Consider the following 22,216-nt stretch of genomic DNA (forward strand, 5'->3'; position numbering starts at 1 on the left):
GAACGAATGTTCTGGTATAATGAGCAAGTTGAGGAGGATTTACATAGTGAAGAAATGGTTGTTTTGGGGATTAGGATTATTGCTGTTACTTTCTGGCTGCAGCAATTTTTTAGCGTCATCGGAAGAAAGTGAGCCCAAGCTTTCAAGTGATACACTTAAAGGTGCGCAATTTGATTTTTTTGATGTTGGTCAAGGGGATAGTACTTTAATTCGATCAGATGATGGGACAACAATTTTGATCGATACAGGGCGCCAAGATGATGACCGGATCATGACGCTACTTCAAGAAAAAGAAATTAAGAAAATTGATTTGTTACTTCTAACACACCCGCATGCCGATCATATCGGAAATGCGGATAAAATAATTAAAACCTATCAGCCTAAAGAAATTTGGATGGATGGACTTGCTTTTAATAGCTCGACTTATGAAAAGGTAGTGGATGCGGCGCTTGCTTCGGATGCTCATTATAAGGAGCCAAGAACTTTTGATAAGGCAAATTTTGGGCCATTTAGTTTGGAAGTGTTAAGTCCGAGCAAGCTAAGTGGTAATGCCAATGATGATTCAATTGCTGTTCGCTTGACTTATAAGGAGATCTCAGCAATTTTTACAGGAGATGCTGAGAAGGGGCGAGAAAAAGAAATGATCGAAAGTGGCTTGCCACTTCAAGCTGATATCTTAGATTTAGGTCATCACGGTTCGTCTACTTCAAATTCTCCAGCATTTTTGGATAAGGTAAAGCCAGAAGTGGCGATTTATTCTGCCGAAAAAGGGAATAGTTACGGACATCCCCATGTTGAAGTCCTAGAATGGTTAAAAGAGCGAAACATTACGACTTACGGGACAGATGTAAATGGGACGGTAACACTGACAACGGACGGCGAAAAGCTGAATGTTGTAACCGAGAAAGAAGGCAAGATTAAATCAGGAAGTAGTTATTCGATAAGCAAAAAAACGGAAGAGGCGTCAAAAACAGAAGACAGCGGAAATGAAGAGATGCCTGATTCAATTAATTTAAATACAGCTAGCGCGAAGGAATTAGAATTTTTACCTTTGATTGGACCAGAATTAGCACAAAAAATTATTGCGAGTCGTCCATATTCGTCGATTGATGATTTGAAGCGGATTAATGGAATTGGTAAAGGAATCGTTCGACAAATTAAAGAACAAGGTCTTGCGACTACGAAATAGGTAGGTGATGAAAATGGAACGGAGAATAAAAGCGACGCTTGATCGGATAGAAGATGGAATCGCTGTTTTTATTGTGTCGGAAAATGAGACATCGCTCGAATGGCCAGAAAATGAGCTACCGGATGATATTCAGGAAGGGGATACAGTTACAATCTTTATGCGAGTGGAGAAAAATTTGGATGAAACGCGTGAAGGAAAAAAACGTATTGCAGACAAACTAGAACAGTTGCGAAAAAGAAATGGAAAATAGGGATTGAAGTATTTTTCAAAAAGAACAGGAAAGATAGATAACAAAGCTGTTGTCTATCTTTCCTGTTTTTTACTAGAAAAGAACGCTTATTTTAGGAATGGAATAGTTTTTGATTTTTAGCGGCTCCTTGACCGGCAAGAAATAGCCCAATACCGGCAAGAAGTAAGACAAGAAGCGCGACTTCAAAGTTTCCAAGCATATCATGTAAGAATCCAAAAAGAAGAGGACCAAAAGCGGCTAACACATAGCCAACGGATTGTGCCATTCCTGAAGTTTCAGCAGCTTCTTCTGGAGTATTTGTGCGTAAACTAAAAAACATCATTGAAAGGCTAAAGGCCATTCCTCCACCAATACCCAGTAAGACTGAAATTATGGCTAGATAGAGAAGGTTTGCAACTGGTAACATGAGACCAACGATTCCAAGGCAGATGAAAAGACTTGCTAGATTCATAAGCAAGCGCTGATCTTTAGTTTTTCCAGCAATAATCGGAATAATAAAGGTGATCGGAATAATACCAAATTGCATGAATGAAAGCATGAAGCCACCATCGGAAGCAGTAAAACCGCGATCCTGTACAATAACCGGTAGCCAGGCCACATTAATATAGAAAACAGCAGATTGAATCCCCATAACAATGGCGATTTGCCATGCAAGCTTCGATTTCCAAACGCTACGATGAGCGGGAGCGGATCCCTTCAAGTTTGCTGAAGAAAATGGTTTTTGTTTCTTGTTTAATTGAGGTAACCAGATAATAAGCGCAAGTACGGCGAATCCAGCAAAAATGTAAAGTGTACCTCTCCAGCCAAGGCCAATATTACTTGCAAGCGGAAAACTGAGACCAGAAGCGATTGCTGCAAATAAATTCATAGAAATAGAGTAAACTCCCGTTAACAATCCTAGCTTAAAAGGGAATTCTTTTTTGATGATGCTCGGTAAAATTACGTTTCCAATGGCAATGCCAATCCCTATTAGTAAGGTTCCAGCTAGAAGAAAAGCAAGATTATTTCCTAGAGGACGAATAAAACTACCGAAAACAAGGAATAACAAAGTATAAAAAACCAGCTGCTCAACACCTAGTTTGCGGCTGAGTTTTGAGACAAACGGTGAGATTATGGCAAAGGCGATAAGTGGTAATGTCGTTAAAAAGCCCGCAAGCGTATTTGACATGGGTAAGTCAAAGCGAATGAGTTCAAGCAGCGGACTAATAGATGTAATGGGCATTCTTAAATTGATTGCCACAAAAATAATCCCTAAAATGAGGGAAAGTTTTCGAGTTCTTGCTTCTTCAAGTTCTCGCTTCAATAAGTCAGGTTGTTCTTTCACAATCATTACTCCTCTATTTTTAATTTCTGTTTGTAAGCTGTAATATAGACATCTACCTCTTGTTTGGCACGTTCTGCGTCACGTGCTTCGATCGCCTGGAGCAAACTAGTGTGTCCGTATGTGCTGTCCTTTTCGAGAACCGTTGTACTATAAATAGAAACCTCGATTTCCTCAAGCAAACGCCCATATAAATCAACGAGCAAGCTGTTATGGGAAGCTTTTGCGATTGCTTCATGTAAAGCCGTGTCACTTTTAACAAACTTCGCCACATCTTGATTTTGGACAGCCGAGATGCACTGTTTAGACAGAATTAAACAAGTTTTTAAATCCTCATCCGTTCTTCTTTTACAAGCAAGAACCGCGATTTCAGTTTCTAGCGCATGACGAACTTCAAAAATTTCGCCAAGTGAAGACTTAGCAATTCGACGCTGCAAACTGGCGCTCCATTCATCATTCGCGAGCACGATGGTACCGGCGCCTTGACGAACTTCAAGAATGCCTACATGGACAAGTGCACGAATCGCTTCGCGAAGAGTATTTCGACTGATCCCAAATTCTCCCATTAAACTTTTTTCACTGGGAATTTTGCTATGTAGTGGCCAAGCGCCAGAAGTGATTTTTTTGAGCAGTAAATCATAAACTTGTTCCGCAAGTGGTTTGCGATCAAGCTGTGCAGACATAAAAAAACTCCTCTCTAAAGGTAGGATGATAGGTTCAATTTTAACGTAAAGTAGAAAAGAAGTAAATAGGGCTTAGTTAAAAAGTGCGGGCGGGGCTTCTCATATGGTAGAATAAAGAGACACATAGAAAGAGGGTTAGAATATAGATGGAATGGCTGAGCGAGCTCTTGAAAAAGGATACGCTGCGAAGGCTGCTTGTGTTTGTTTTACTCGGGCTGGTTTTATATTTTGTTCGCAGCATGATTGATTTAATTATTTTAACGTTTATCTTTGCATTTCTCGTAACGCGTCTTGAAAACGTCATTTTAAAACGAATTCGAATGCCAAGAAAGCTAATTGTTATTGTGCTTTATGTGGCTGTAGCAGCCTTTTTATATATTGCGATTGTACATTATTTACCCATTTTGATTCATCAAATTTCGCAGCTAGTGACTTTACTTGTAAAAATGTACAACCATCCAGGCGATAATCACATCGTTATTTGGATTGTAGACTGGCTGAAACAATCCAATATTGAAAAATATTTGCAGTCGGGTGTAGAGTTTTTAATTGCCTCACTTTCGGGAATCGGCTCTTTAGGGCTATCCTTTTTCATGGCTTTGATTCTAAGTTTATTTTTCTCGCTAGAAAAAGAACGCGTCACACAGTTTTCTGCACGTTTTCTAACCAGTAAAGTAGGCTTTATTTTTCAAGATGTTGCTTATTTTGGGCGTAAATTTGTTTCTACATTCGGCGTTGTGCTTGAAGCACAACTTTTGATCGCTCTTGTGAATACAATCATTACAACGGCCGTTCTTTACTTAATGCATTTTCCGCAACTCCTGAGCCTGTCCATTATGGTTTTCGTTCTAGGCATGATTCCTGTTGCGGGTGTGATCATTTCATGCGTTCCGCTTTCTATCATTGCCTATTCGGTTGGCGGCTTTACAGATGTTTTCTATATTTTGCTAACCGTTGTTGTCGTTCACGCAATCGAAACGTATATTTTAAATCCAAAATTAATGTCTTCCAAAACGGATCTACCTGTATTTTATACGTTTATCGTTTTGATTTTTTCCGAACAATTTTTCGGTGTGTGGGGACTCATCGTTGGGATTCCGGTCTTCGTCTTCTTACTTGACGTCCTCGATGTGCGCAGTACAAGCGAGATACCACGTAAAAACTTTTTTGGAGGAAGGAAGAAAAAGAAAGATGGAAATTCTTGAGCTAAAAAAAGACTTCCCGCTCGATTTATTACTTGAAGCTGATCCTAACCAAGAATATGTGGAGGATTACCTTGAACGCGGCCAAGTTTTTGCTCTTTTTGGCCGAGATGGGACTGCTGAACTAATCGGCGTTTATGTACTTTTAAAAACGCGTCCTGGAACGATGGAACTTGTGAATTTAGCCATTCGAGAAGAGTTTCGTCGAAAGGGATATGGCAAGCGCTTGATTAAAGATGCACTAAAGCGTTCTAAACAAGCGGGCATTCGGACGCTTGAAGTTGGAACCGCAAATTCATCGCTTGGTCCACTTGAACTCTATCTCAAGTGCGGTTTCCGGATGACCCATCTAGATCTTGATTTCTTTAGAAGGCACTATCCTGAACCTATTTTTGAAAACGGGGTAGAGTGCAGAGACATGGTGCGATTAAAGCAAGATCTATAAAAAAGACTGATCCATTTGTTAGGTTTTAAGAAAATCCTATCAATTAGATCAGTCTTTTTAGTTAATCCCAAAGGAATTCAGAGACGGTTTGATCGATCTCTTCGTTCTCGTGTAAATTACTGTGTGAAGCAGCTTTTCCGCTGAACACTTTTTCGTTATAACTGGCTACATTTTGGAAAATAAATTTAGCAGATAACGCACTTGCAAGTGGAACACTGCCGTCGCTTTCTGTTCCATCGAGCACATCACCAGCGATGGTGTAGACTTGAATGGACTTAGGAATTTTTTCTCGATTTTTATAAAGGTTTGCATAGCGTTCTGTTTCTGTTTTTGGCCCATTTTCAGAAAGCTCGTAGCGACTATCAGAAATGGCAAGGCCGTTTAATGGGGCGCCCATTAAAACTAATTTTTCAGTAATAGGATAAGCATTTTGGGTGCTCGTTTTTTCTAAATAATTGGTGAAACTGACGCCTCCCATAGAATGAGCGACAGCATTAATCTTAGCGATATGGTAGTCGCGTTTTAAAGCGGCACAAACCGTTTTAAGCCATTCAGTTTGATTCACCATGGAGCTTTTATTATCTTCGAACAAAACTTGAATCAGCGGGCGTCTACTGAATTTATCATATTTCCCTTTAATGGAAAGCGTGCCATCTTTTTTTACAGTGATGACGAGCGCTTTATGAGCTCCATCTGCTTCTTCTAGTCGACTCATCATGGAACCAAGTGAATTTTTGGTTCCAGCATAGCCATGTACAAAAAGAGTAGGCGTTCCAATTTCAATATTTTGTTTAGCTTTCTTTTTTTCTTTTGCTTTTACTTGATCCGTTGCTTTCTTTTCTTCAGACACGCGGTGTTCCGTTGTGGCCGTATAGATAAAACTAAAACCGATCAAAAAGACTGCAAAAACCAGTAAAATAACTAGCCATTTTTTCATTTCTCACAATCCTTTACTTCGAATTTGAAAAAAGGAAGCGACCAATATAATCATCAATTTGCGGAAGTTCATGCAAATTGGTGTGTGTGGCTTGTTTTCCTTTTAAAATGTGTACTTCAAGCGGTTGTTCAGTGAAAAGTTGCTTGCCATAAAGAACGCTAGCCAAACTTACGACGCCGTCACTCGCTGTTCCGTCAAGCAAATCACCGCCAATAATCATGATTTGAATATCTTTAGGGAGTATTTTAGCCATTTTTTTGGCAAACTTTGTATGAATCGCAGGAGCGTTTTTTAAATCGACAGTCGTTTCACCATTAATGTATTCTTCTGGATAAAACGGAACGCCCAGAAAAACGATTTTATTTACTTGCGGGTAATTTTCGTTTTTTTCATAAGCCGCAAGGTAAGAAATGAAAGCACCACCGCCCATAGAATGCCCGATCGCATTAAATTTCATAATTCCATGTTTTTGTTTTAAAAATAGCATAACTTTTTTTGTCCAAAGAGCTTGTTGCGTCAAGCTAGCTCGATTATTTTCAAAAACAACATTGATTAAAGGATTTTTTGCCGATTTTTGGTAGTGACCGCTTTCGGATATCTTCCCAGACTTACTGATGTGAATAACAAGTGAATCTGTTCCCCAGTGATATTTTTGATCGAAACGACGAATCATTCCATGAAGTGAACGGTCTGCTCCTTTGTAACCATGTATAAAAACAGAAGGAATCTGTTGGTTTTTCATTTCTTCGTGCGAATCATTTAATTGCGTAAGAGCAAATAGAGCCGTAATTAAGCATAAACAAGGTAAAATCCCCGCAAAGAGTATTCGCTTGAACATTATTATTTTCATTCCTTCCAAGAATCGTACTGCTATAATTATACATGGATTCGGACGGTTCTGCATCTTTTAATAAGATGACTTGGCAGTAGAAAACAATAATAGTATACTAAAAATGATAAGAACGGAGGGATTCTTTTTGATTAAACGAACGGGCGAAGTAGTTTTAAGCGTCATTGGTTTAGTTTTGGCGCTTATATTACAAGGTGCGATGACGATTGTTTCTTTTAATTTTATGACAAAAACAAACACGGAATCGGGCTATCAAGTTTTTGCCGATAACTATGAGCAAGCAATACGTGATGCAGGTGTAAATTTGAATGATGCGCCGGCTGCTAGGTCAATTGTCGATGCATTACATGGGTTTAATACTTTTTTCATCGTGGCACTTATTGTTGTGATTTTGCTTAGCATTTTAGGAATTATTTTTATTGTAGGTAATAAAAAACCAGTGCTTGCCGGATTTTTATTCTTATTTGCGGGAATTGTTGTGATTTTAGCTACTTTTCTTGTCGGATTTGTTCCAGCACTTTTATTCCTTATCGCAGCTATTATGTGTTGGGCCCGTAAACCAAAACGAGATGCTTTTTCAAACTTCTAAGTCGGGATTAGCCTAAAAACAGCTTTTCTTTTTCTCAATCGTAGAAAAAGAAAAGCTGTTTTTTTATTTTCAAAAATAAATTTAGAGTATTAGCATGATGAAGTACTACTAGCCCAACGAAACACCAACTTCACCAATATGAAAACCGTTTTTTTGACTGAGAAAATACGATTAAAAAACAGAAGTGCTGGGTAAATTTTTAGAGTCAGAGGGATTCATGAAACATTCATCAGCGAAGGACAACAAGGATCTCTCTAACAAACAATGAGCTCTTTACGTGAAATTTTATTAGGATTGGATGGATGAAAATGGTAAAACGAATTTCTTTGGAAAAAGAAGCACTTGATTTTTGTATTGCGAATGAAAAACCGCCCTTTTTGTATCAGCTACCTGTTGATGAAGCGAGAAATGTGCTTGAGACGGTTCAAAAACAACCCGTTGAGAAATTACCTGCTGATATAGAAAATCGTGAAATGGATTTAGGTGAGCATGGGAAAATCAACGTACGTATTGTAAAACCCCAAATTAGCACAGAAACTCTTCCCGTCATGCTTTATGTTCACGGAGCTGGTTGGGTACTTGGAAGTGCAGACACACATGACAAGCTTGTAAGAGAACTTGCGGTTCGAACAAATTCTGTTGTCTTTGTTCCTGAATATGATCGTTCCCCAGAAGCTAAGTATCCAGTTGCTATTGAACAATGTTACGCGACACTGCTTAAAATTGCAGAAAACGCCCAAAAAGAAGCTTGGAACACAAATCGCATTGTCATTGCAGGAGATAGCGTAGGCGGAAATATGGCAACGATCTTAACAATGCTTGCGAAAGATCGTAAAGGTCCAAAAATTGATAAGCAATTACTTTATTATCCAGTTACAAATCATGCGTTTGATACAGAATCATACAATCAATTCGAGAAAGATTACTATTTAACAAAAGAAGCCATGAAATGGTTCTGGGGAAAATATCTTCCAGCTGGACAAGATACGAAAATTAAAACCATCTCGCCACTTCATGCAACAAAAGAAGATCTACAAGGTTTACCACCTGCGATGATTTTAAACGGTGAAGCAGATGTTCTTCGAGATGAAGGGGAAGAATACGCTCGTCACTTGCGCGAAGCAGGCGTTCCTGTAACACAAGTTCGATTTCAAGGAATGATTCACGATTTCGTGATGCTAAACACCCTAGATCAAACAAAAGCCACTCGTGCTGCTATGGAACTTTCGACAGCATGGGTAAACAAAAAATAATCTGGCTAGAAACAAAAGAAGAAGTTTTAAGCGTTTTGATGAACCTAATCTAAACGCTTGAAACTTCCTGTTGAGCCAAGAAAAAACGACGAAAAGATTAGGAGATAACAATGGTATTTCAAGAATTAAAAGGTAAAGTAGCCGTTATCACTGGCGGCTCTATGGGAATCGGATCTGCAATCGCGAAGCGTTTTGCAGAAGAGGGTATGAAAATTGTCATCAATTATCATAGCCATCCAGAAGCAGCTAAAGAACTTGTTGAGCTCCTAAAAGAAACTGGCGGAGAAGGTGTCGCTATTCAAGCGGATGTGAGTAGCGAATCTGATATACAAAAGCTAGTTGATACAGCAGTTGAACAATTTGGTGGCATCGATATTTGGGTGAATGATGCTGGAATGGAAAACAAACATAACACCCATGAATTGCCGCTTAAAGATTGGCAACGAGTTATTGATGTCAATCTGACAGGGGTCTTTTTAGGAACCAAAGCCGCGTTAAATTATTTTGTTACGAACAATAAAAAAGGAAACATTATCAACATGTCTTCTGTCCACGAACAAATCCCTTGGCCAACATTCGCTCATTATGCGGCTTCAAAAGGTGGGGTCAAACTCTTCACAGAAACAGTGGCAATGGAATATGCAGCGCGAGATATTCGCATAAATAACATTGGCCCCGGTGCCATTAATACACCTATCAATGCTAAGAAATTTGCTGATCCAAAACAACTCGAAGCGACAACAAGCATGGTACCGATGCAGCGAATTGGAGATCCAAGTGAAGTAGCCGCTGCTGCTGCTTGGCTAGCATCTGATGAGTCAAGTTATGTAACAGGAATTACACTTTTCGTTGACGGTGGGATGACGCTTTATCCAGCATTCCAAGGTGGAAAAGGCTGAGAGAGGGCTAGCTAAATGAATGTATTAATCGCTTTACTTCCTGCCATTGGTTGGGGAATTCAACCACTTATTCTACGGAAAATCGGTGGAAAGCCATCAAATGAAATTTTTGGAACAGGTATTGGTGCTCTTATTGCTGGCATCGTTGCAACAGCTCTTTTTTCGCCTCATTTTGTTGCAGCGAATGTATTTATCCTTAGTTTGTTATCGGGGTTATTTTGGGTAATGGGGCAAACTGGGCAGTATCATGCTTTTGGACTAATTGGTGTATCGAAAACGATGCCAATTTCGACAGGATTTCAACTTGTTGGAACATCACTAATTGGTGTGATTTTGTTTGGGGAATGGCCAGGGAATTTGAATAAAATTATTGGTTTTCTAGCGATTTTGTTACTTATTATTGGTGTATTGCTTACTTCTGTTTCGGACAGTACGCAAAATCGCTCAGAAACAAAGCGAGGTATCTTTGTCCTTGCCGCAACGAGCTTAGGTTATTGGGTCTACAGCGCCCTACCAAAAGCTGTATCAGCCTCTGGGTTGTCCATCTTTTTACCACAAATGTTAGGTGTATTTATTGGTGCAGTGCTTTACGCTTGTATCAATAATAAACGCGTTTTTCAAGAAAAAAAGAGTTGGAAGGCCGTTATCGTCGGACTGATTTTTGGTCTTTCAGCACTTGCTTATATATTTTCAGCACAAAAAAATGGCGTTGCGACAGCCTATATTATTACACAATTAAATGTTGTGATTTCGACAATCGGGGGTATAGTAATTTTGAAGGAATCAAAATCAGGACAAGCGCTTAAAAAAACAATTTTTGGCTTATTGCTAATTGTAATTGGTAGCGTAATTACAGTTCTGATTTAAAAAAATAAGAAATGAGATGATTGAAATGCAAGACAAACTAACAACAAATGCAGGACAGCCATGGGCAGACAACGAACATTCACAAACAGCAGGAAAACGTGGCCCTGTTTTAATTCAGGATTATGCTTTGCTTGAAAAACTGGCACATTTTAACCGTGAACGGATCCCTGAGCGAATTGTACATGCAAAGGGAGCTGGGGCAAAAGGTGTTTTTGAATTAACTCATGATATGAGTGCCTATACAACAGCAGATCTATTTAATGGAGCTGGTAAAAAGACGCCATTAATGGTTCGCTTTTCTCAAGTTGCTGGTGAAGCTGGATATCCAGATACGTACCGGGATGTTCGCGGTTTTGCCGTTAAATTTTACACGCAAGAAGGAAATTATGATATTGTCGGAAATAATACGCCCGTTTTCTTTGTGAATGATCCACTTAAGTTTCCAGATTTCATTCACTCTCAAAAACGTGATCCACGAACTCACAAACGGACACCTGACATGCAGTGGGATTTCTGGTCGCTTTCCCCTGAGTCTGTTCATCAGGTGACTTATCTAATGGGGGATCGTGGGATTCCGGCAAGTTACCGGACAATGCACGGATTCGGTAGCCATACCTTCAAATGGGTAAACAAAGAAGGTGAACAGTTCTGGGTGAAATATCACTTTAGAACGGATCAAGGTGTTAAGAACATGTCAAATGAGCTAGCTGATCAAATGCTGATTAAAGATTTAGATTTCTTGCAGAATGATTTATTTAATGCCATTGAAGATGGAGAATATCCGTCGTGGACACTTTATGCTCAAATTCTTCCTTATGAAGAAGGTTTAAAGTATAAGCACGATATTTTTGATGTTACAAAAGTAGTTTCGCAAAAAGATTATCCATTAATTGAAATTGGGAAAATGACTCTTAATGAAAATCCAACGAATAACTTTGAAGAGATGGAGCAACTAGCTTTTTCACCTGCTAATCTTGTTCCAGGAATTGAAGCTTCACCTGATAAACTTCTTCAAGGTCGGCTATTTGGTTACAAGGATGCACAGCGTTATCGTCTTGGAGCAAACTTTGAGCAGCTTGCTGTGAATCGTCCACTTACTAATGTTAAAAACTACGAGAGAGACGGGTTTATGGTATCGGGACAAGATGGTAGCGTTAATTATGAGCCAAATAGTTTCAACGGTCCTGTAGAAGACCCAGAAGCGAAAATTCACGGCGATGAGCTAGAAGGAAAAGCTGGGAATTATGCTTATGATGATGACTACTATTCCGCAGCAGGTGAGCTATACCGACTTATGTCCAAAGAAGAAAAAGATCGATTGATCGAAACTATCAAGGAAAATCTTGGGCAAGTCTCGAAAAAAGAAATTCAAATTCGCGAAACGCGTCAATTTTATTCAGCTGACCCAGAATATGGCATTCGAGTTGCTGAAGCACTTGAACTCCCTTTGGATCAGATTAAAGGATAAACAAATACAAAAACAGGTACTTAAGGACTCCTTAAGTACCTGTTTTTTGGTTTAGCCTATTTTAAGAAGGGGAAAAACCAAAAGAATGGCAAGGAGGAGATGACATTGCGGCGGAAAACAAAGCAAATGCTATTTTTTTCAGCAATAGTTTTTATAGTTTCTAGTATAGTCGGAGCTAAAAAGTGTAAGTCAAAAGCAGATCCATTTCGTTCAGTAGAAGACATCAAACGTCGATATTTAATGACAGAAATGGATAAAGAAGCAGAACTAGCGGCAGACAACATGTTTTCTGAAGGGGCAATGACTGTTGTCAATTATGAAAATGAAGAGCAGGCGCTAGACGGGAAGTAGGAAGATTGAGCAATAACTGCTCAATCTTTTTTTATAGGCCTCAAGACTTACCTGAACTTCCTTCTATAGTTTGTTACGAAGGTTATGATTTTGCGATATTATAGATATTAGTTAGAGAAGGAGGAAAACAATATGAAAGGTTTCATCATCGCACTACTGGTTATTATTCTTGCTGTGTTACTTTTGACCATGCTTTGGCCAGCGATTATCGCAACAGTCGGTGCAGTACTTGGATTTTATTCCTATAGCAAACTGCGCGAGTCGAATTCAGTTGGAGAAAAAATCCTTTATGGTATTTTGATCGCACTCGGTGCCCTCATGATTTTCTCTAATTTAAAAGGCGCAATTGCAGTGATTGTGGTTGCAGCGATTGTTTATTTCTTATTTAGAAGTAAAAAGTCTAAGCGCTACAAAGAAAATGATACATTTGATTACCCATATAATAAATAATTTTTGGAGGAGACAATTATGGCAAATCTATTTGATAAATTAAAACAATGGAACAAAGATGTGAGCAAGAAATTGGACGAACGAACTGAAAAAAAACGCAATTCCGTTAGTTACTACATGGACAAAACTAAAGCTGAAATGAAAGAAGCAGAACGCATGGTAGAAAAACAACGCGAATTAAAATCACTTTTCTATAAAGAGTATAAAGAAATGGAAATTTACGTTGAAAAACGTCGTCACCAAGTTGAAGTGGCAAATGAAGCGGGTGAAACAAAATTAGCCGATTTTGCTCAAAAAGAAGTCACTCAGTATGAAGAGCAACTTGCTGCAACGAAAGAGCATTACGATCAAGCAACGACTAGACTTGAAGAATTAGAGCTTCAAATGCATGAAATGCGTCTCAAATGGAAAAACTTAAAAACACAACATTTGGCGGAAATGGCAGAGAAGAATGCCGAAGAGACGTCACAAAAAATGGATAAAGTTATTCATGATATGAGCTGGGGAAGTGTGTCTGACTACCATGAGGCACAAAAGCAACGAGACTTGGCAGAGGAAGCGAATAAAAAAGCTGATATGGCAAAAGAGTTATCGCAGTCTTTTGATGACCTGATGGATGAGCTTGAAAAGAAAACTACGAAAAGTAAAGAAGTTATTAAAGAAAAGACACAAGATTTTACTTCAATGGTAGACGATTTGATTGAACGAGAAAAGCAAAATTTCAAGAAAAAAGATCGTGCTTCAATGGATGAAAAATTAGATCAACTGGAAAAAGAAGTCGGGAAGAAAGAGTCAGATCAGATAAAGGATACAGATGAAATCAATCTGGATGACGAGAAAAAGCATGAAGGTGAAGAGCCAGAACAAGAACAAAACAAAAAATAAGAAATGAAAAACAGAGTGGAAAACACTCTGTTTTTTTTGTTAAAATCATTCGAGCGGTTGTTGCGCTAATTTTTCACGTGTGAGTTCTGAAAGCAAACAATCGAGTAACTGATAATCATTGTGGGTGAGATTTCTGTGGAATAAGGTAAAGACTTTACTTGATGATAAATTAGAAGGAACTGAGCTAGAAATTAATAAATCACAGTTTGTTGGTGTATCTAAATAACTAAGAAAAAGACAGTGATAATCAAGCATTTTGATCTGCTTTATTAAGTGATTATGCAGTGGGTTCATATCGAAGTCAATTAGGATTGTAATGACAGGTAAATACTTTGTGAAATCAAGATTGTCAATAAGGATGCGACTTAACTGTCGTCGTAATACCTCTTTAGAGACGACGAGATTTGGATAGGAAGTAACTAATTTATGAATAACTTTTTGCACAATTTGATCAAGAAATAAGTTGTTTTTTTCTTGTTTATCTCGGAAAGGAATAAAATCTTCTTTTAATCCTTTAAAGTAATTCACCATGGAAAAGGTTTGTAAGAATTGCATTTTGATTGTTGTTGTATCGATAGTCCTGTAGTCTTCATTAGTCAGGAACGTTTGCAAACATTCCATCAATGTCAGAAGCATTTGATAGGCATCAGTTGGGTTATTTTGGTAATGAAAAAACAGTTCATGTGTCAAACTATAGTCACGATTCACAATCGAAGGACCTTCAAGAATCGCTAAAGTGAAAGAGTTTTCGAGCTTGACGAATTCTTTAGGGCTACCAAGTTCAACAAGTCTTCCAGAATTATATAGAATTTTATTTATTGGACTAGTGGGACTATGAGTAATTTGCTTTGTTATAAAATTTTTCGTCGTTCTTCTTGATAAAATAACTGCAATATCGTAAAGAATAGTTTCTTGAATCATATTCGTATGATGTGAAGCTAAATAGGGTGCAGTATTTTCGATTTCCTCGATAAGTTCATCTTTAGGAACCAAAATAAATGGCCATTCGTTTCCTTGATAAAGAGCCCAAAAAAAAGCTTTATACATAAATCGGATTTGATGCTCTTCTCCAGCAATACGAATGGGGGAAGCTGAAATTTGAAGGTCATATTGTTCTAAAAAAACATTCAGCTGTTTGATATTTTGATGGATGGTTACCGTGCTACTGAAGCATTTTTCAGCTAGAGCAAACGTGGAGCTTACTTGCTGCGTAAATAGGGATACTAAAATTTGAGCAGGAATGGACTGTCTTGCGGTTTCTTTATATAAATCAAATAAACAAGCGTTTAGATTTCCAATCGAAAATAGAGACTCTTTTTGAACTGAGATAGCTGCTTGATTATATTTTTTTATGCTAAATAAATTAATTTCATTAATAGTAGTTAATAACGTTTTTCTACTCACCGCAATTTTAGCTAATAATTCTTCAAAAGTTTGTGTGCCATAAATGGTCAATTCGTTTAAAATAACCAACATTCGTTGATCTTTTTTACTTAATAGTTCAATAAAATTCATTATGTCCTCCATTAAAGGTTAATCATACATAAACAAAGGATACAACCTCTCACTAAATTTGTCTATTTTGTGAACAAAAAATTTTTTTTGAAGAGTACGAGAAAAAAAATAAATAAATAAAGGATATTTTTAAAATGAGAGCGCTTTTTTAGGGGGAATGACTTAATTCTTTTTTCTAAAAGAAGCAAAAAAATTTATCTTAAACAGATCCAATCCTTGTTATTGTAGTGGCAGAAAGGAATTTCAAAAAAAGAGACATAAAATTGTCACAAAAAAATATAAAGTTGTATAGCTGATTAGTTTTTTTGGCAAACAAGAGCGTCTATAATGACCTATGTTAACAAAGAGAAGGGAAGTGGACTTTTGATTACACCAGTTTCTATAGATAAAATCATTGAAGAACTGGATTCTAATAAGATCTATGAAAAACAAGTGATTAAAGAAAAAATAACAAAGGAAATTACCATTAATTTTGCACGAACTGCTACACCTTATATTGCCTTTTTAACGGAAGGGGTTTGTGTGACATATCTAGATTCTCCCTTTGATCATCAACGCAGGATTTTAGAATTTTTAGTTGATAAAGCAATACTTGGCTTAGAGATGATCACAAAAGAAGAAATGGTATGTCCAAAATTCACACAAATTCAAAAAGGAGCCACTGTTTTTTTTATTGAGCTTGAATATTTACTGAATTATTTGTCAATACGTCCATCTTTTTCGGAATTTTTAATTAAATATATTGTGGAATCAGAAAAAAGGATTTCTAGGCGCCTGTTCACCTTATCTAATTTCAGTAGAAGAAAAAAAGTTTTATCAGCATTTATTGAATTAATTGAAGAAAGTGGTATAGAGCGTGAAGGAGAATGGTTTGTTCTTCCATATGGAATTAAGAGTAAGGATCTTACGAATTTTTGTAATGTTGATAAATCGTTCTTTTATAAAATGATGAAAGAATTTTTTTTGAAAGGCATTCTGCAATATACAGAAGATCGGAGAATGAAACTCAATAAGAAAAAATTACAAGCTGAGATGCTTTCAGATTAATTAGTAACATGTTGATTCCTTGAGAGGAGGTGAACTATGCACGAATAGTGGGAACCATAAAAATTCATTAAGAAAAGGAGCAACTTGAGTTTATGAAGAAAAAAAGTTTGAAAAAAGGAAGCATATTGGTTGTTGTAGCTTCGTTAACTGCTAGCCAGCTTTTACTAACTTCTCCAGCACTAGCAAAGCAACCAAGTAAAAACACAGAAAATGAAACTACAGCTAGTGTGAGAGCCAAGAATTTCAATGAGTTACAAGGAAGCGGTAAAGAGAATGGGCTAAAAGCAGGAAGTTCCAATTTTAAGCGAACACTAGCAGTAAGTCCAAGAGCAACTGAAATTCCAGTCACAGTGGCAACACCGGCGGAATTAGAATCAGCGCTAAGTCTTCAAAGTAATGCTAATGTTATTAAACTTGCAAATGACATTACTTTAATGAAAGATATCAATCTTTCAAAATCAGTAAGAATTGAAGGAAATGGTTATAAGCTTTCTTTTTCAGGGAAAAAAATAGCTGTTTCGGGTTTCACGAGAATTGACTTGTTAAATGTTGCTTTATACAACGGAAGTAATGGATCGAATGTTGCAATGTTTACACAAAACGGTGCAAACTCGAACCCTGCTATAAATGTTCTAGGAGATGTCACTTCTAATGGCTTTTTAATCGATGCGACAAACGGTGGTGCACTGACAATTTCTGGTAAGCATAATACGTTTACTGGGAACCAGTCTTCTATGATCGCCAATGTTAACCAATTTAAGGTAGAAGATAATGCGCAAATTGACCGAATGGAAGCCGTGAAAAATGCAATCCAGGTTTCAACAGCAGGAAACATTTCAATTGGGAAAAATGCCTTGATTAATATTCGTTCAAATACAGGTTATGCATTTTCTGGGGATAGAAGTACTTTGCTTGTTGATGAAGGAGCTAAAGTAGTTTCCAACTCACAATTTGGTGCGTTTTCTGTCGGTTTTTTACAAATTAACAATGGAGCAAGTATAAATATTGCTTCTGGAGTGAATGGCGGAAATGGTACTGGAATTCGCTCCGTTTCAGGAGTGTCAACTGGAGATAATGTAAATCTTGACATTAAGGTTTCTGGAAACGGTATTGAAACAACCGGTGCGAGTTCCAATGTTAAATTAGGTTTAAATAATAAACTTGATATAACAAGTACAAGTTCTTCAGGAATTGTAACAAAAGGTTTTTCTTCAGGCGTAGGATCAGATATAGCAATTAATGCTTTAAGAGATGGAATTACAGCTGATGTTGGCGGGGTCAAAATCGGGGAAATTTCTAATCAACCTGTAGCCGGCGAAAAGAGAACTGTAAAAATTAATTCTGGAAATGCCTCTGGAATTAACTCTCGAGGAGATATTAACTTAGGGGATAACATCAATTTTGACATCCAATCTTATTTTAATTCACTTGGTCTAGGAACAGGACAAACCCCCGCAATGATCAACATTGGTTCTTACAGCCATGTAGAAGCTACATCTGCCAATAACATGGGGATTAGTGCGGCATCAATGAAAATTGGGAATGATACTGATCTCTCTCTTTCATCTTTACAAACAGGAATTAATCTAGGAAATGATGGTAGCGGACTTGCTACAGGAAAAAATGTCAAAATCAAGATTAATGCAGGTGGAGATGGAATTAGTTCAGGTAAAAATCTATCTTTTGATCAAAATAATGAATTAGATATTAAGGCATTATCTGGAAATGGGATGTCAACGATCAATTCAGCAAAAATTGAGCTTGCAGAAAAAAATCTACTAAAAATTCAAGCTCGATTAGGAATTCGCCAAACAGGAAATGCCTCTTTGTTTCACTTAAATCGTCTATCGGCTTTGCGCATTTACAATACAGAGCAACACGGAATTTTTACAGATGGTACAACAATGTTTGACGAAAATACGACTGTTGGAATCAGCACAGCACAGGGCGGGAACTATTCAGCGATAAAGGCAAATAGCAAAATTCAATTTAATGAGGGTTCTAAGCTAAACATTCAAACTTTATCGAATCAATCAACTTCTGTTTTTGACTTAAGTGGTGCCGATAGTTCACGACTTGAAATCATCAAGCCGACGCTAATGGATATTCGTCAAAGTAATCATTTTACTCCAGGACTTGGTCGCTTGATTCAAGGTAGAGGAAATGGGAACGCAGCTTTTCAAACGCATTTCATTATGGATACAGTCGCCAAACTTTATTCATGGAATCGAGGACAAGCATGGAGTACATCACCAACGAACTCTTGGAAAAATGTATCTTCTGATACAATTTTTGTCCCTAACTTAAATAATGTGAATTATAACTATTTTGGGGGTCCAACAGTAGGAGACAATGTTACGGGATTCGATATTTATAGTTATTCTCGTCTTGCAACACGGTCAGATAGTTCCAATTTGTTGCCTACAACAATTGAAAAACTGACGACTACTTCAACAAGCGTGAAAGGAACCGCTGAACCTGGCGCAGATATTGAAATAAAAGTGGCGGATCAAACAATTGGACATGGTACTGTTTCGGCAGATGGTACGTATAATGTTTCAATTCCAGCGCAAAAAGCAGGCGTACAAGTAAGTGCTCAAGCGTTTGTTGGAACAGATAAATCTAATGTAGCATCTACAGCTGTTATTAGCGCAACAGCTGGAACTATCATGCCTGATCCTTATACTGCTGATGAAACTGAACTTACAGGTAACTATACAGGTGACGTTGTAAAGGCGAAACTTTATGTTAATGGTAAATATATTTCAACAGGTGGTTCATTTAAAGCTCCGAAGTTTTCCTATTATGTCAAAAAAGGGACTATTAAAGTAGGGGATAAGGTCGAACTCGAAGTATTAGACAGCACAGATAAAATACTTGATAAAAAGGTTGTACAAGTAAATAAAGTTCAAACCGGATCGGTTTCCCCAAATCCATTTACAGTTAATAGTTCAGCAATTACAGGTAGTTACACAGGTGATGTCGCACAAGGGCAACTATTTGTGAATGGCAAGCACATTTCAACAGGTGGCACATTTACTAGTGGCAAATTTTCTTATTACGTGAAAGCTCACAGTATTAAAGCTACAGATAAAGTCGAACTTGCTGTTTTTGATAAGACGCAAAAAATCCTAGACCGGAAACCTGTACAAGTTATAGGTACTGCCAAAGGCACTCTTACACCTAATCCATTTACTGTTGGTAGTTCGTTAATCACAGGAAGTTATAGCGGTGATATTGTACAGGGGCAATTATTTATAAATGGTAAATATGTTTCAAAAGGTGGCACATTCAGTAAGGGTCAATTCTCTTATTATGTGAAGGTTGGTACCGTGAAAGCTACAGATAAAGTAGAACTTGTTGGACTTGATAAAAATAAAAAAGTTTTAGATCGAAAAAATGTCCAAGTAAATGGCGTTTTAGTTGGAAGCGTGATGCCCAATCATTACGTGCCTGGGACAACATCAATTACTGGTACTTACAGTGGCGATGTGGTTAAAGGCCAACTATATGTGAATGGTAAGTATGTTTCAACAGGTGGTACCTTTAGTAGTGGCAAGTTTTCTTATTATGTGAAAGCTGGAACCATTAGAGAAGGTGACAAGGTTGAACTTGTAGCACTTGATAAAAATAAGAAAGTATTGGATCGTAAACTTGTTCCTACTGCTGTTTTAAAGGGTGAAGTTACACCAAAAGTTTATACGCTTGGGAATTCTACAATTACTGGTACGTATACCGGTTCAGTGGCAAAAATTCAACTGCTTATTGATGGTAAATCTATCTCTTGGGGTGGGAACTTTCTTTCTGATGGAACATTTTCTTATTATGTAAAATCGGGACTTATCAAAGAAAAATCAAAAGTAGAGATTATTGCATATGATGCCGAAGATAAATCCTTAGACCGTAAAGTTGTCCCCGTAAAAAGCAATATAGAAGGCAAATTTATTTCAGCTACTTATAAAATTGGGGACACAATCATTAAAGGAACTTTTGATGGAGATATATCAGTTGCTAAAGTATATATCAATGGTGTCCCAGGTGCTTGGGGTGGAGATTTTAATGTTGGAGCCTTTTCATATTTTGTTGGGAAAAACAAGATAAAAAAAGATGATATCGTTAAACTCGAAGGCTACAGCCAAAATACCAAGTTATTGGATACAGTTACTGTCAAAATTGTAGATTAAAATGTTTTATGTCTGTTGCTTTTAGTGAATGGCTAAAAGCAACAGATCACTTTCATTCATAAGGTGGTTTGAAAAATAATGAAAAAAATATGGATGGGCTTAGGTGTTGCGGTTGTGTTACTTTTATCTGCTTGCGCAGGACAGAGTGAGCAAACAGCTTCAACTAACTCTACAAAAAATATCACAGCAAAAACAAAAGCTGTTATTGTAAATGGCTTGAAAATCAAAGTAGAAAAACAAGAAGTTGATCCCAAAATAGAAGAAAACAAGAAGCAAAGTTTGTATACATTTTCAATCAAAGTGGACAATGTTTCAGCCACTAATAAAGGTATTGGTGCAATTGATTTTGTTCTTAAATTGAAAAGTGGTAAGGAGATAAAAATAGATTCATCTATGTTTGCATTCGGTGATGAGTTGAAAGTCGGGAAATCTATCCAGGGAAAAGCTTTCTTCACGGTTAATTCCAAACAAATACCTTCTAAACTCGTATATCAGCCAGTTAAAAAGGATTTAGCAGAATGGGATGTGAATGCGAAATGAAAATCGTTACTGTTGGCCTCGGTTATATAGGACTTCCTACAGCTTTGATGTTTGCTAAACATGGTGTCAATGTAGTTGGGGTTGATATCTCCAAAAATATAGTTCAACAGTTAAATCAAGGAATAGTTCAAATTGAGGAGCTGGGAGTTCAGGAATTGCTTCAGACAGTACTTGAAAAAAAACTATTTCAAGCAAGTCTTGTACCTGATCATGCGGATGCCTTTATCATAGCTGTCCCAACCCCAAACGCAAGAGATCAATATGGTAGTTGTGATCTTCAGTATGTAAAGAAGGCCCTCGACACGATTCTACCTTTTGTACATTTTGGAAACACCATTGTTGTTGAGTCAACGATTTCACCAAGAACTATGGATGATGTCGTGACCCCGTTTTTTGAAGAGGCAGGTTTTGAGATTGGTTCAAATTTATTTTTGGTGCATTGCCCCGAACGTGTTTTGCCAGGGAATATATTGCACGAATTAGTTTTTAATGATCGGATTATCGGTGGGATAACTCCTGAATGCACGAAAAAAGGAAAAATACTTTATCAAACCTTTGTTCGTGGAGAACTTTTAGAGACAGAAGCAAAAGTGGCTGAACTATCGAAATTAATGGAAAACACATACCGTGATGTGAATATAGCACTTGCCAATGAATTGGTTCAAATAGGAACAAAACTTAAGATTAATGCACTTGATGTGATTCGCCTTGCTAACCGACATCCTCGTGTTAATCTCCATCAACCAGGACCAGGAGTTGGCGGACACTGTCTGGCTGTTGATCCCTACTTTATTGTTGCTGCGGCACCGAAAGAAGCAAAGCTCATTAATCAAGGTAGAGAAATAAATAGTAGCATGCCACAATTTATTTTGAAACAAGTTGTAAAAATAATGGAAATGAATAGTGGGACTAAAATAACCATTTTAGGTCAAGCTTATAAAGGAAATATTGATGATATTCGTGAAAGTCCTGCTATCCATATTGCTGAACAGCTAAGACTTTTAACAGAATATAAAATCGCAATATACGATCCACATGTTCAAGAGGAGAATGATGAGACGCTAAAGCAAGCCTTTGAAGGAAGTGATTTAGTTCTTGTTTTGTGTGATCACGATGAATTTAAGAAAATTGCAGTAGAAAATATTCAACTGATGAAAACTCGTATGGCATTCGATACTAAAAATATAATTTCAAATGGAATGGATTTTGATAATTACTATACATTAGGCAATATTTTTCAATTTGAGTCCACTAAGAAAAAGGAAATTCGCTTCCCGTTTTGATAGGAGAA

21 protein-coding genes are annotated in these 22,216 nt (G+C 37.4%); 16 read left to right on the top strand and 5 right to left on the bottom strand.

Annotation, left to right across the window (positions count from 1 at the left end; genetic code table 11):
- Positions 1-46 precede the first annotated feature (46 nt).
- Both HB912_RS01580 and HB912_RS01585 read left to right on the top strand, forming a co-directional pair.
- Entirely contained in the window at positions 47-1,189 is a 1,143-nt protein-coding gene (locus HB912_RS01580; RefSeq protein ID WP_425324758.1) for an MBL fold metallo-hydrolase, read from the top strand.
- Between the two features lie 13 nt (positions 1,190-1,202).
- Positions 1,203-1,439 carry a DUF3006 domain-containing protein gene (locus tag HB912_RS01585; protein WP_185371915.1) on the top strand — a complete coding sequence of 79 codons (237 nt, stop codon included), beginning with the start codon at positions 1,203-1,205 and terminating at the stop codon, positions 1,437-1,439.
- Between the two features lie 91 nt (positions 1,440-1,530).
- On the opposite strand, the gene HB912_RS01590 is transcribed toward HB912_RS01585, so the two are convergent.
- Both HB912_RS01590 and HB912_RS01595 read right to left on the bottom strand, forming a co-directional pair.
- The gene (locus HB912_RS01590) at positions 1,531-2,763 is read right to left on the bottom strand and encodes a CynX/NimT family MFS transporter (protein ID WP_342354352.1); all 1,233 of its coding nucleotides are present in this window, start codon (positions 2,761-2,763) and stop codon (positions 1,531-1,533) included.
- A gap of 5 nt (positions 2,764-2,768) precedes the next feature.
- Positions 2,769-3,443, bottom strand: a complete 675-nt coding sequence (locus HB912_RS01595; protein ID WP_185371917.1) for a FadR/GntR family transcriptional regulator — start codon at positions 3,441-3,443, stop codon at positions 2,769-2,771.
- Positions 3,444-3,589: 146 nt separating this feature from the next.
- Here HB912_RS01595 and HB912_RS01600 point away from each other — a divergent pair, with 146 nt between their 5' ends.
- A complete protein-coding gene (locus tag HB912_RS01600; RefSeq protein ID WP_185371918.1) occupies positions 3,590-4,648 on the top strand; it encodes an AI-2E family transporter in 1,059 nt (352 codons plus the stop codon).
- The gene (locus tag HB912_RS01605; protein WP_185371919.1) at positions 4,635-5,090 is read left to right on the top strand and encodes a GNAT family N-acetyltransferase; all 456 of its coding nucleotides are present in this window, start codon (positions 4,635-4,637) and stop codon (positions 5,088-5,090) included. Before HB912_RS01600 ends, HB912_RS01605 begins: the two co-directional genes overlap by 14 nt.
- Before the next feature lie 61 nt (positions 5,091-5,151).
- On the opposite strand, the gene HB912_RS01610 is transcribed toward HB912_RS01605, so the two are convergent.
- Positions 5,152-6,027, bottom strand: coding sequence for an alpha/beta hydrolase (locus tag HB912_RS01610; RefSeq protein WP_185371920.1), 876 nt, complete (start codon positions 6,025-6,027; stop codon positions 5,152-5,154).
- A 13-nt stretch (positions 6,028-6,040) separates the two neighbouring features.
- A complete protein-coding gene (locus tag HB912_RS01615; RefSeq protein ID WP_185371921.1) occupies positions 6,041-6,865 on the bottom strand; it encodes an alpha/beta hydrolase in 825 nt (274 codons plus the stop codon).
- Between the two features lie 139 nt (positions 6,866-7,004).
- On the opposite strand from HB912_RS01615, the gene HB912_RS01620 reads away from it, so the two are divergent.
- From HB912_RS01620 to HB912_RS01655, 8 genes are all read left to right on the top strand, one after another.
- Positions 7,005-7,466 carry a DUF4064 domain-containing protein gene (locus HB912_RS01620; protein WP_185371922.1) on the top strand — a complete coding sequence of 154 codons (462 nt, stop codon included), beginning with the start codon at positions 7,005-7,007 and terminating at the stop codon, positions 7,464-7,466.
- 308 nt (positions 7,467-7,774) lie between these two features.
- A complete protein-coding gene (locus HB912_RS01625; RefSeq protein ID WP_185372827.1) occupies positions 7,775-8,719 on the top strand; it encodes an alpha/beta hydrolase in 945 nt (314 codons plus the stop codon).
- 110 nt (positions 8,720-8,829) lie between these two features.
- A complete protein-coding gene (locus tag HB912_RS01630) occupies positions 8,830-9,618 on the top strand; it encodes a glucose-1-dehydrogenase (RefSeq protein WP_185371923.1) in 789 nt (262 codons plus the stop codon).
- A gap of 15 nt (positions 9,619-9,633) precedes the next feature.
- The gene (locus HB912_RS01635; protein WP_036072067.1) at positions 9,634-10,485 is read left to right on the top strand and encodes a GRP family sugar transporter; all 852 of its coding nucleotides are present in this window, start codon (positions 9,634-9,636) and stop codon (positions 10,483-10,485) included.
- Between the two features lie 25 nt (positions 10,486-10,510).
- Entirely contained in the window at positions 10,511-11,953 is a 1,443-nt protein-coding gene (locus HB912_RS01640; RefSeq protein WP_185371924.1) for a catalase, read from the top strand.
- A 105-nt stretch (positions 11,954-12,058) separates the two neighbouring features.
- Positions 12,059-12,304 carry a hypothetical protein gene (locus HB912_RS01645; RefSeq protein ID WP_185371925.1) on the top strand — a complete coding sequence of 82 codons (246 nt, stop codon included), beginning with the start codon at positions 12,059-12,061 and terminating at the stop codon, positions 12,302-12,304.
- 132 nt (positions 12,305-12,436) lie between these two features.
- Positions 12,437-12,754, top strand: a complete 318-nt coding sequence (locus HB912_RS01650; RefSeq protein WP_185371926.1) for a lmo0954 family membrane protein — start codon at positions 12,437-12,439, stop codon at positions 12,752-12,754.
- Positions 12,755-12,772: 18 nt separating this feature from the next.
- Positions 12,773-13,639, top strand: coding sequence for a coiled-coil domain-containing protein (locus tag HB912_RS01655; protein WP_185371927.1), 867 nt, complete (start codon positions 12,773-12,775; stop codon positions 13,637-13,639).
- Positions 13,640-13,684: 45 nt separating this feature from the next.
- On the opposite strand, the gene HB912_RS01660 is transcribed toward HB912_RS01655, so the two are convergent.
- Positions 13,685-15,154 (bottom strand): helix-turn-helix domain-containing protein, encoded by a 1,470-nt coding sequence (locus HB912_RS01660; protein ID WP_185371928.1) that lies wholly within the window; start codon positions 15,152-15,154, stop codon positions 13,685-13,687.
- A gap of 363 nt (positions 15,155-15,517) precedes the next feature.
- Here HB912_RS01660 and HB912_RS01665 point away from each other — a divergent pair, with 363 nt between their 5' ends.
- The 4 genes from HB912_RS01665 (at position 15,518) to HB912_RS01680 (ending at position 22,208) form a co-directional block, all read left to right on the top strand.
- Positions 15,518-16,201 carry a Crp/Fnr family transcriptional regulator gene (locus HB912_RS01665; protein WP_185371929.1) on the top strand — a complete coding sequence of 228 codons (684 nt, stop codon included), beginning with the start codon at positions 15,518-15,520 and terminating at the stop codon, positions 16,199-16,201.
- 92 nt (positions 16,202-16,293) lie between these two features.
- Positions 16,294-20,385, top strand: a complete 4,092-nt coding sequence (locus HB912_RS01670) for an immunoglobulin-like domain-containing protein (protein ID WP_185371930.1) — start codon at positions 16,294-16,296, stop codon at positions 20,383-20,385.
- A 78-nt stretch (positions 20,386-20,463) separates the two neighbouring features.
- Positions 20,464-20,925, top strand: a complete 462-nt coding sequence (locus HB912_RS01675; RefSeq protein WP_185371931.1) for a putative periplasmic lipoprotein — start codon at positions 20,464-20,466, stop codon at positions 20,923-20,925.
- Entirely contained in the window at positions 20,922-22,208 is a 1,287-nt protein-coding gene (locus HB912_RS01680) for a nucleotide sugar dehydrogenase (RefSeq protein ID WP_185371932.1), read from the top strand. The genes HB912_RS01675 and HB912_RS01680 overlap by 4 nt, the downstream gene beginning before the upstream one ends.
- Positions 22,209-22,216 lie beyond the last annotated feature (8 nt).

Origin of the sequence: Listeria aquatica (genome assembly GCF_014223975.1) — a bacterium.
Lineage (GTDB): Bacteria > Bacillota > Bacilli > Lactobacillales > Listeriaceae > Listeria > Listeria aquatica.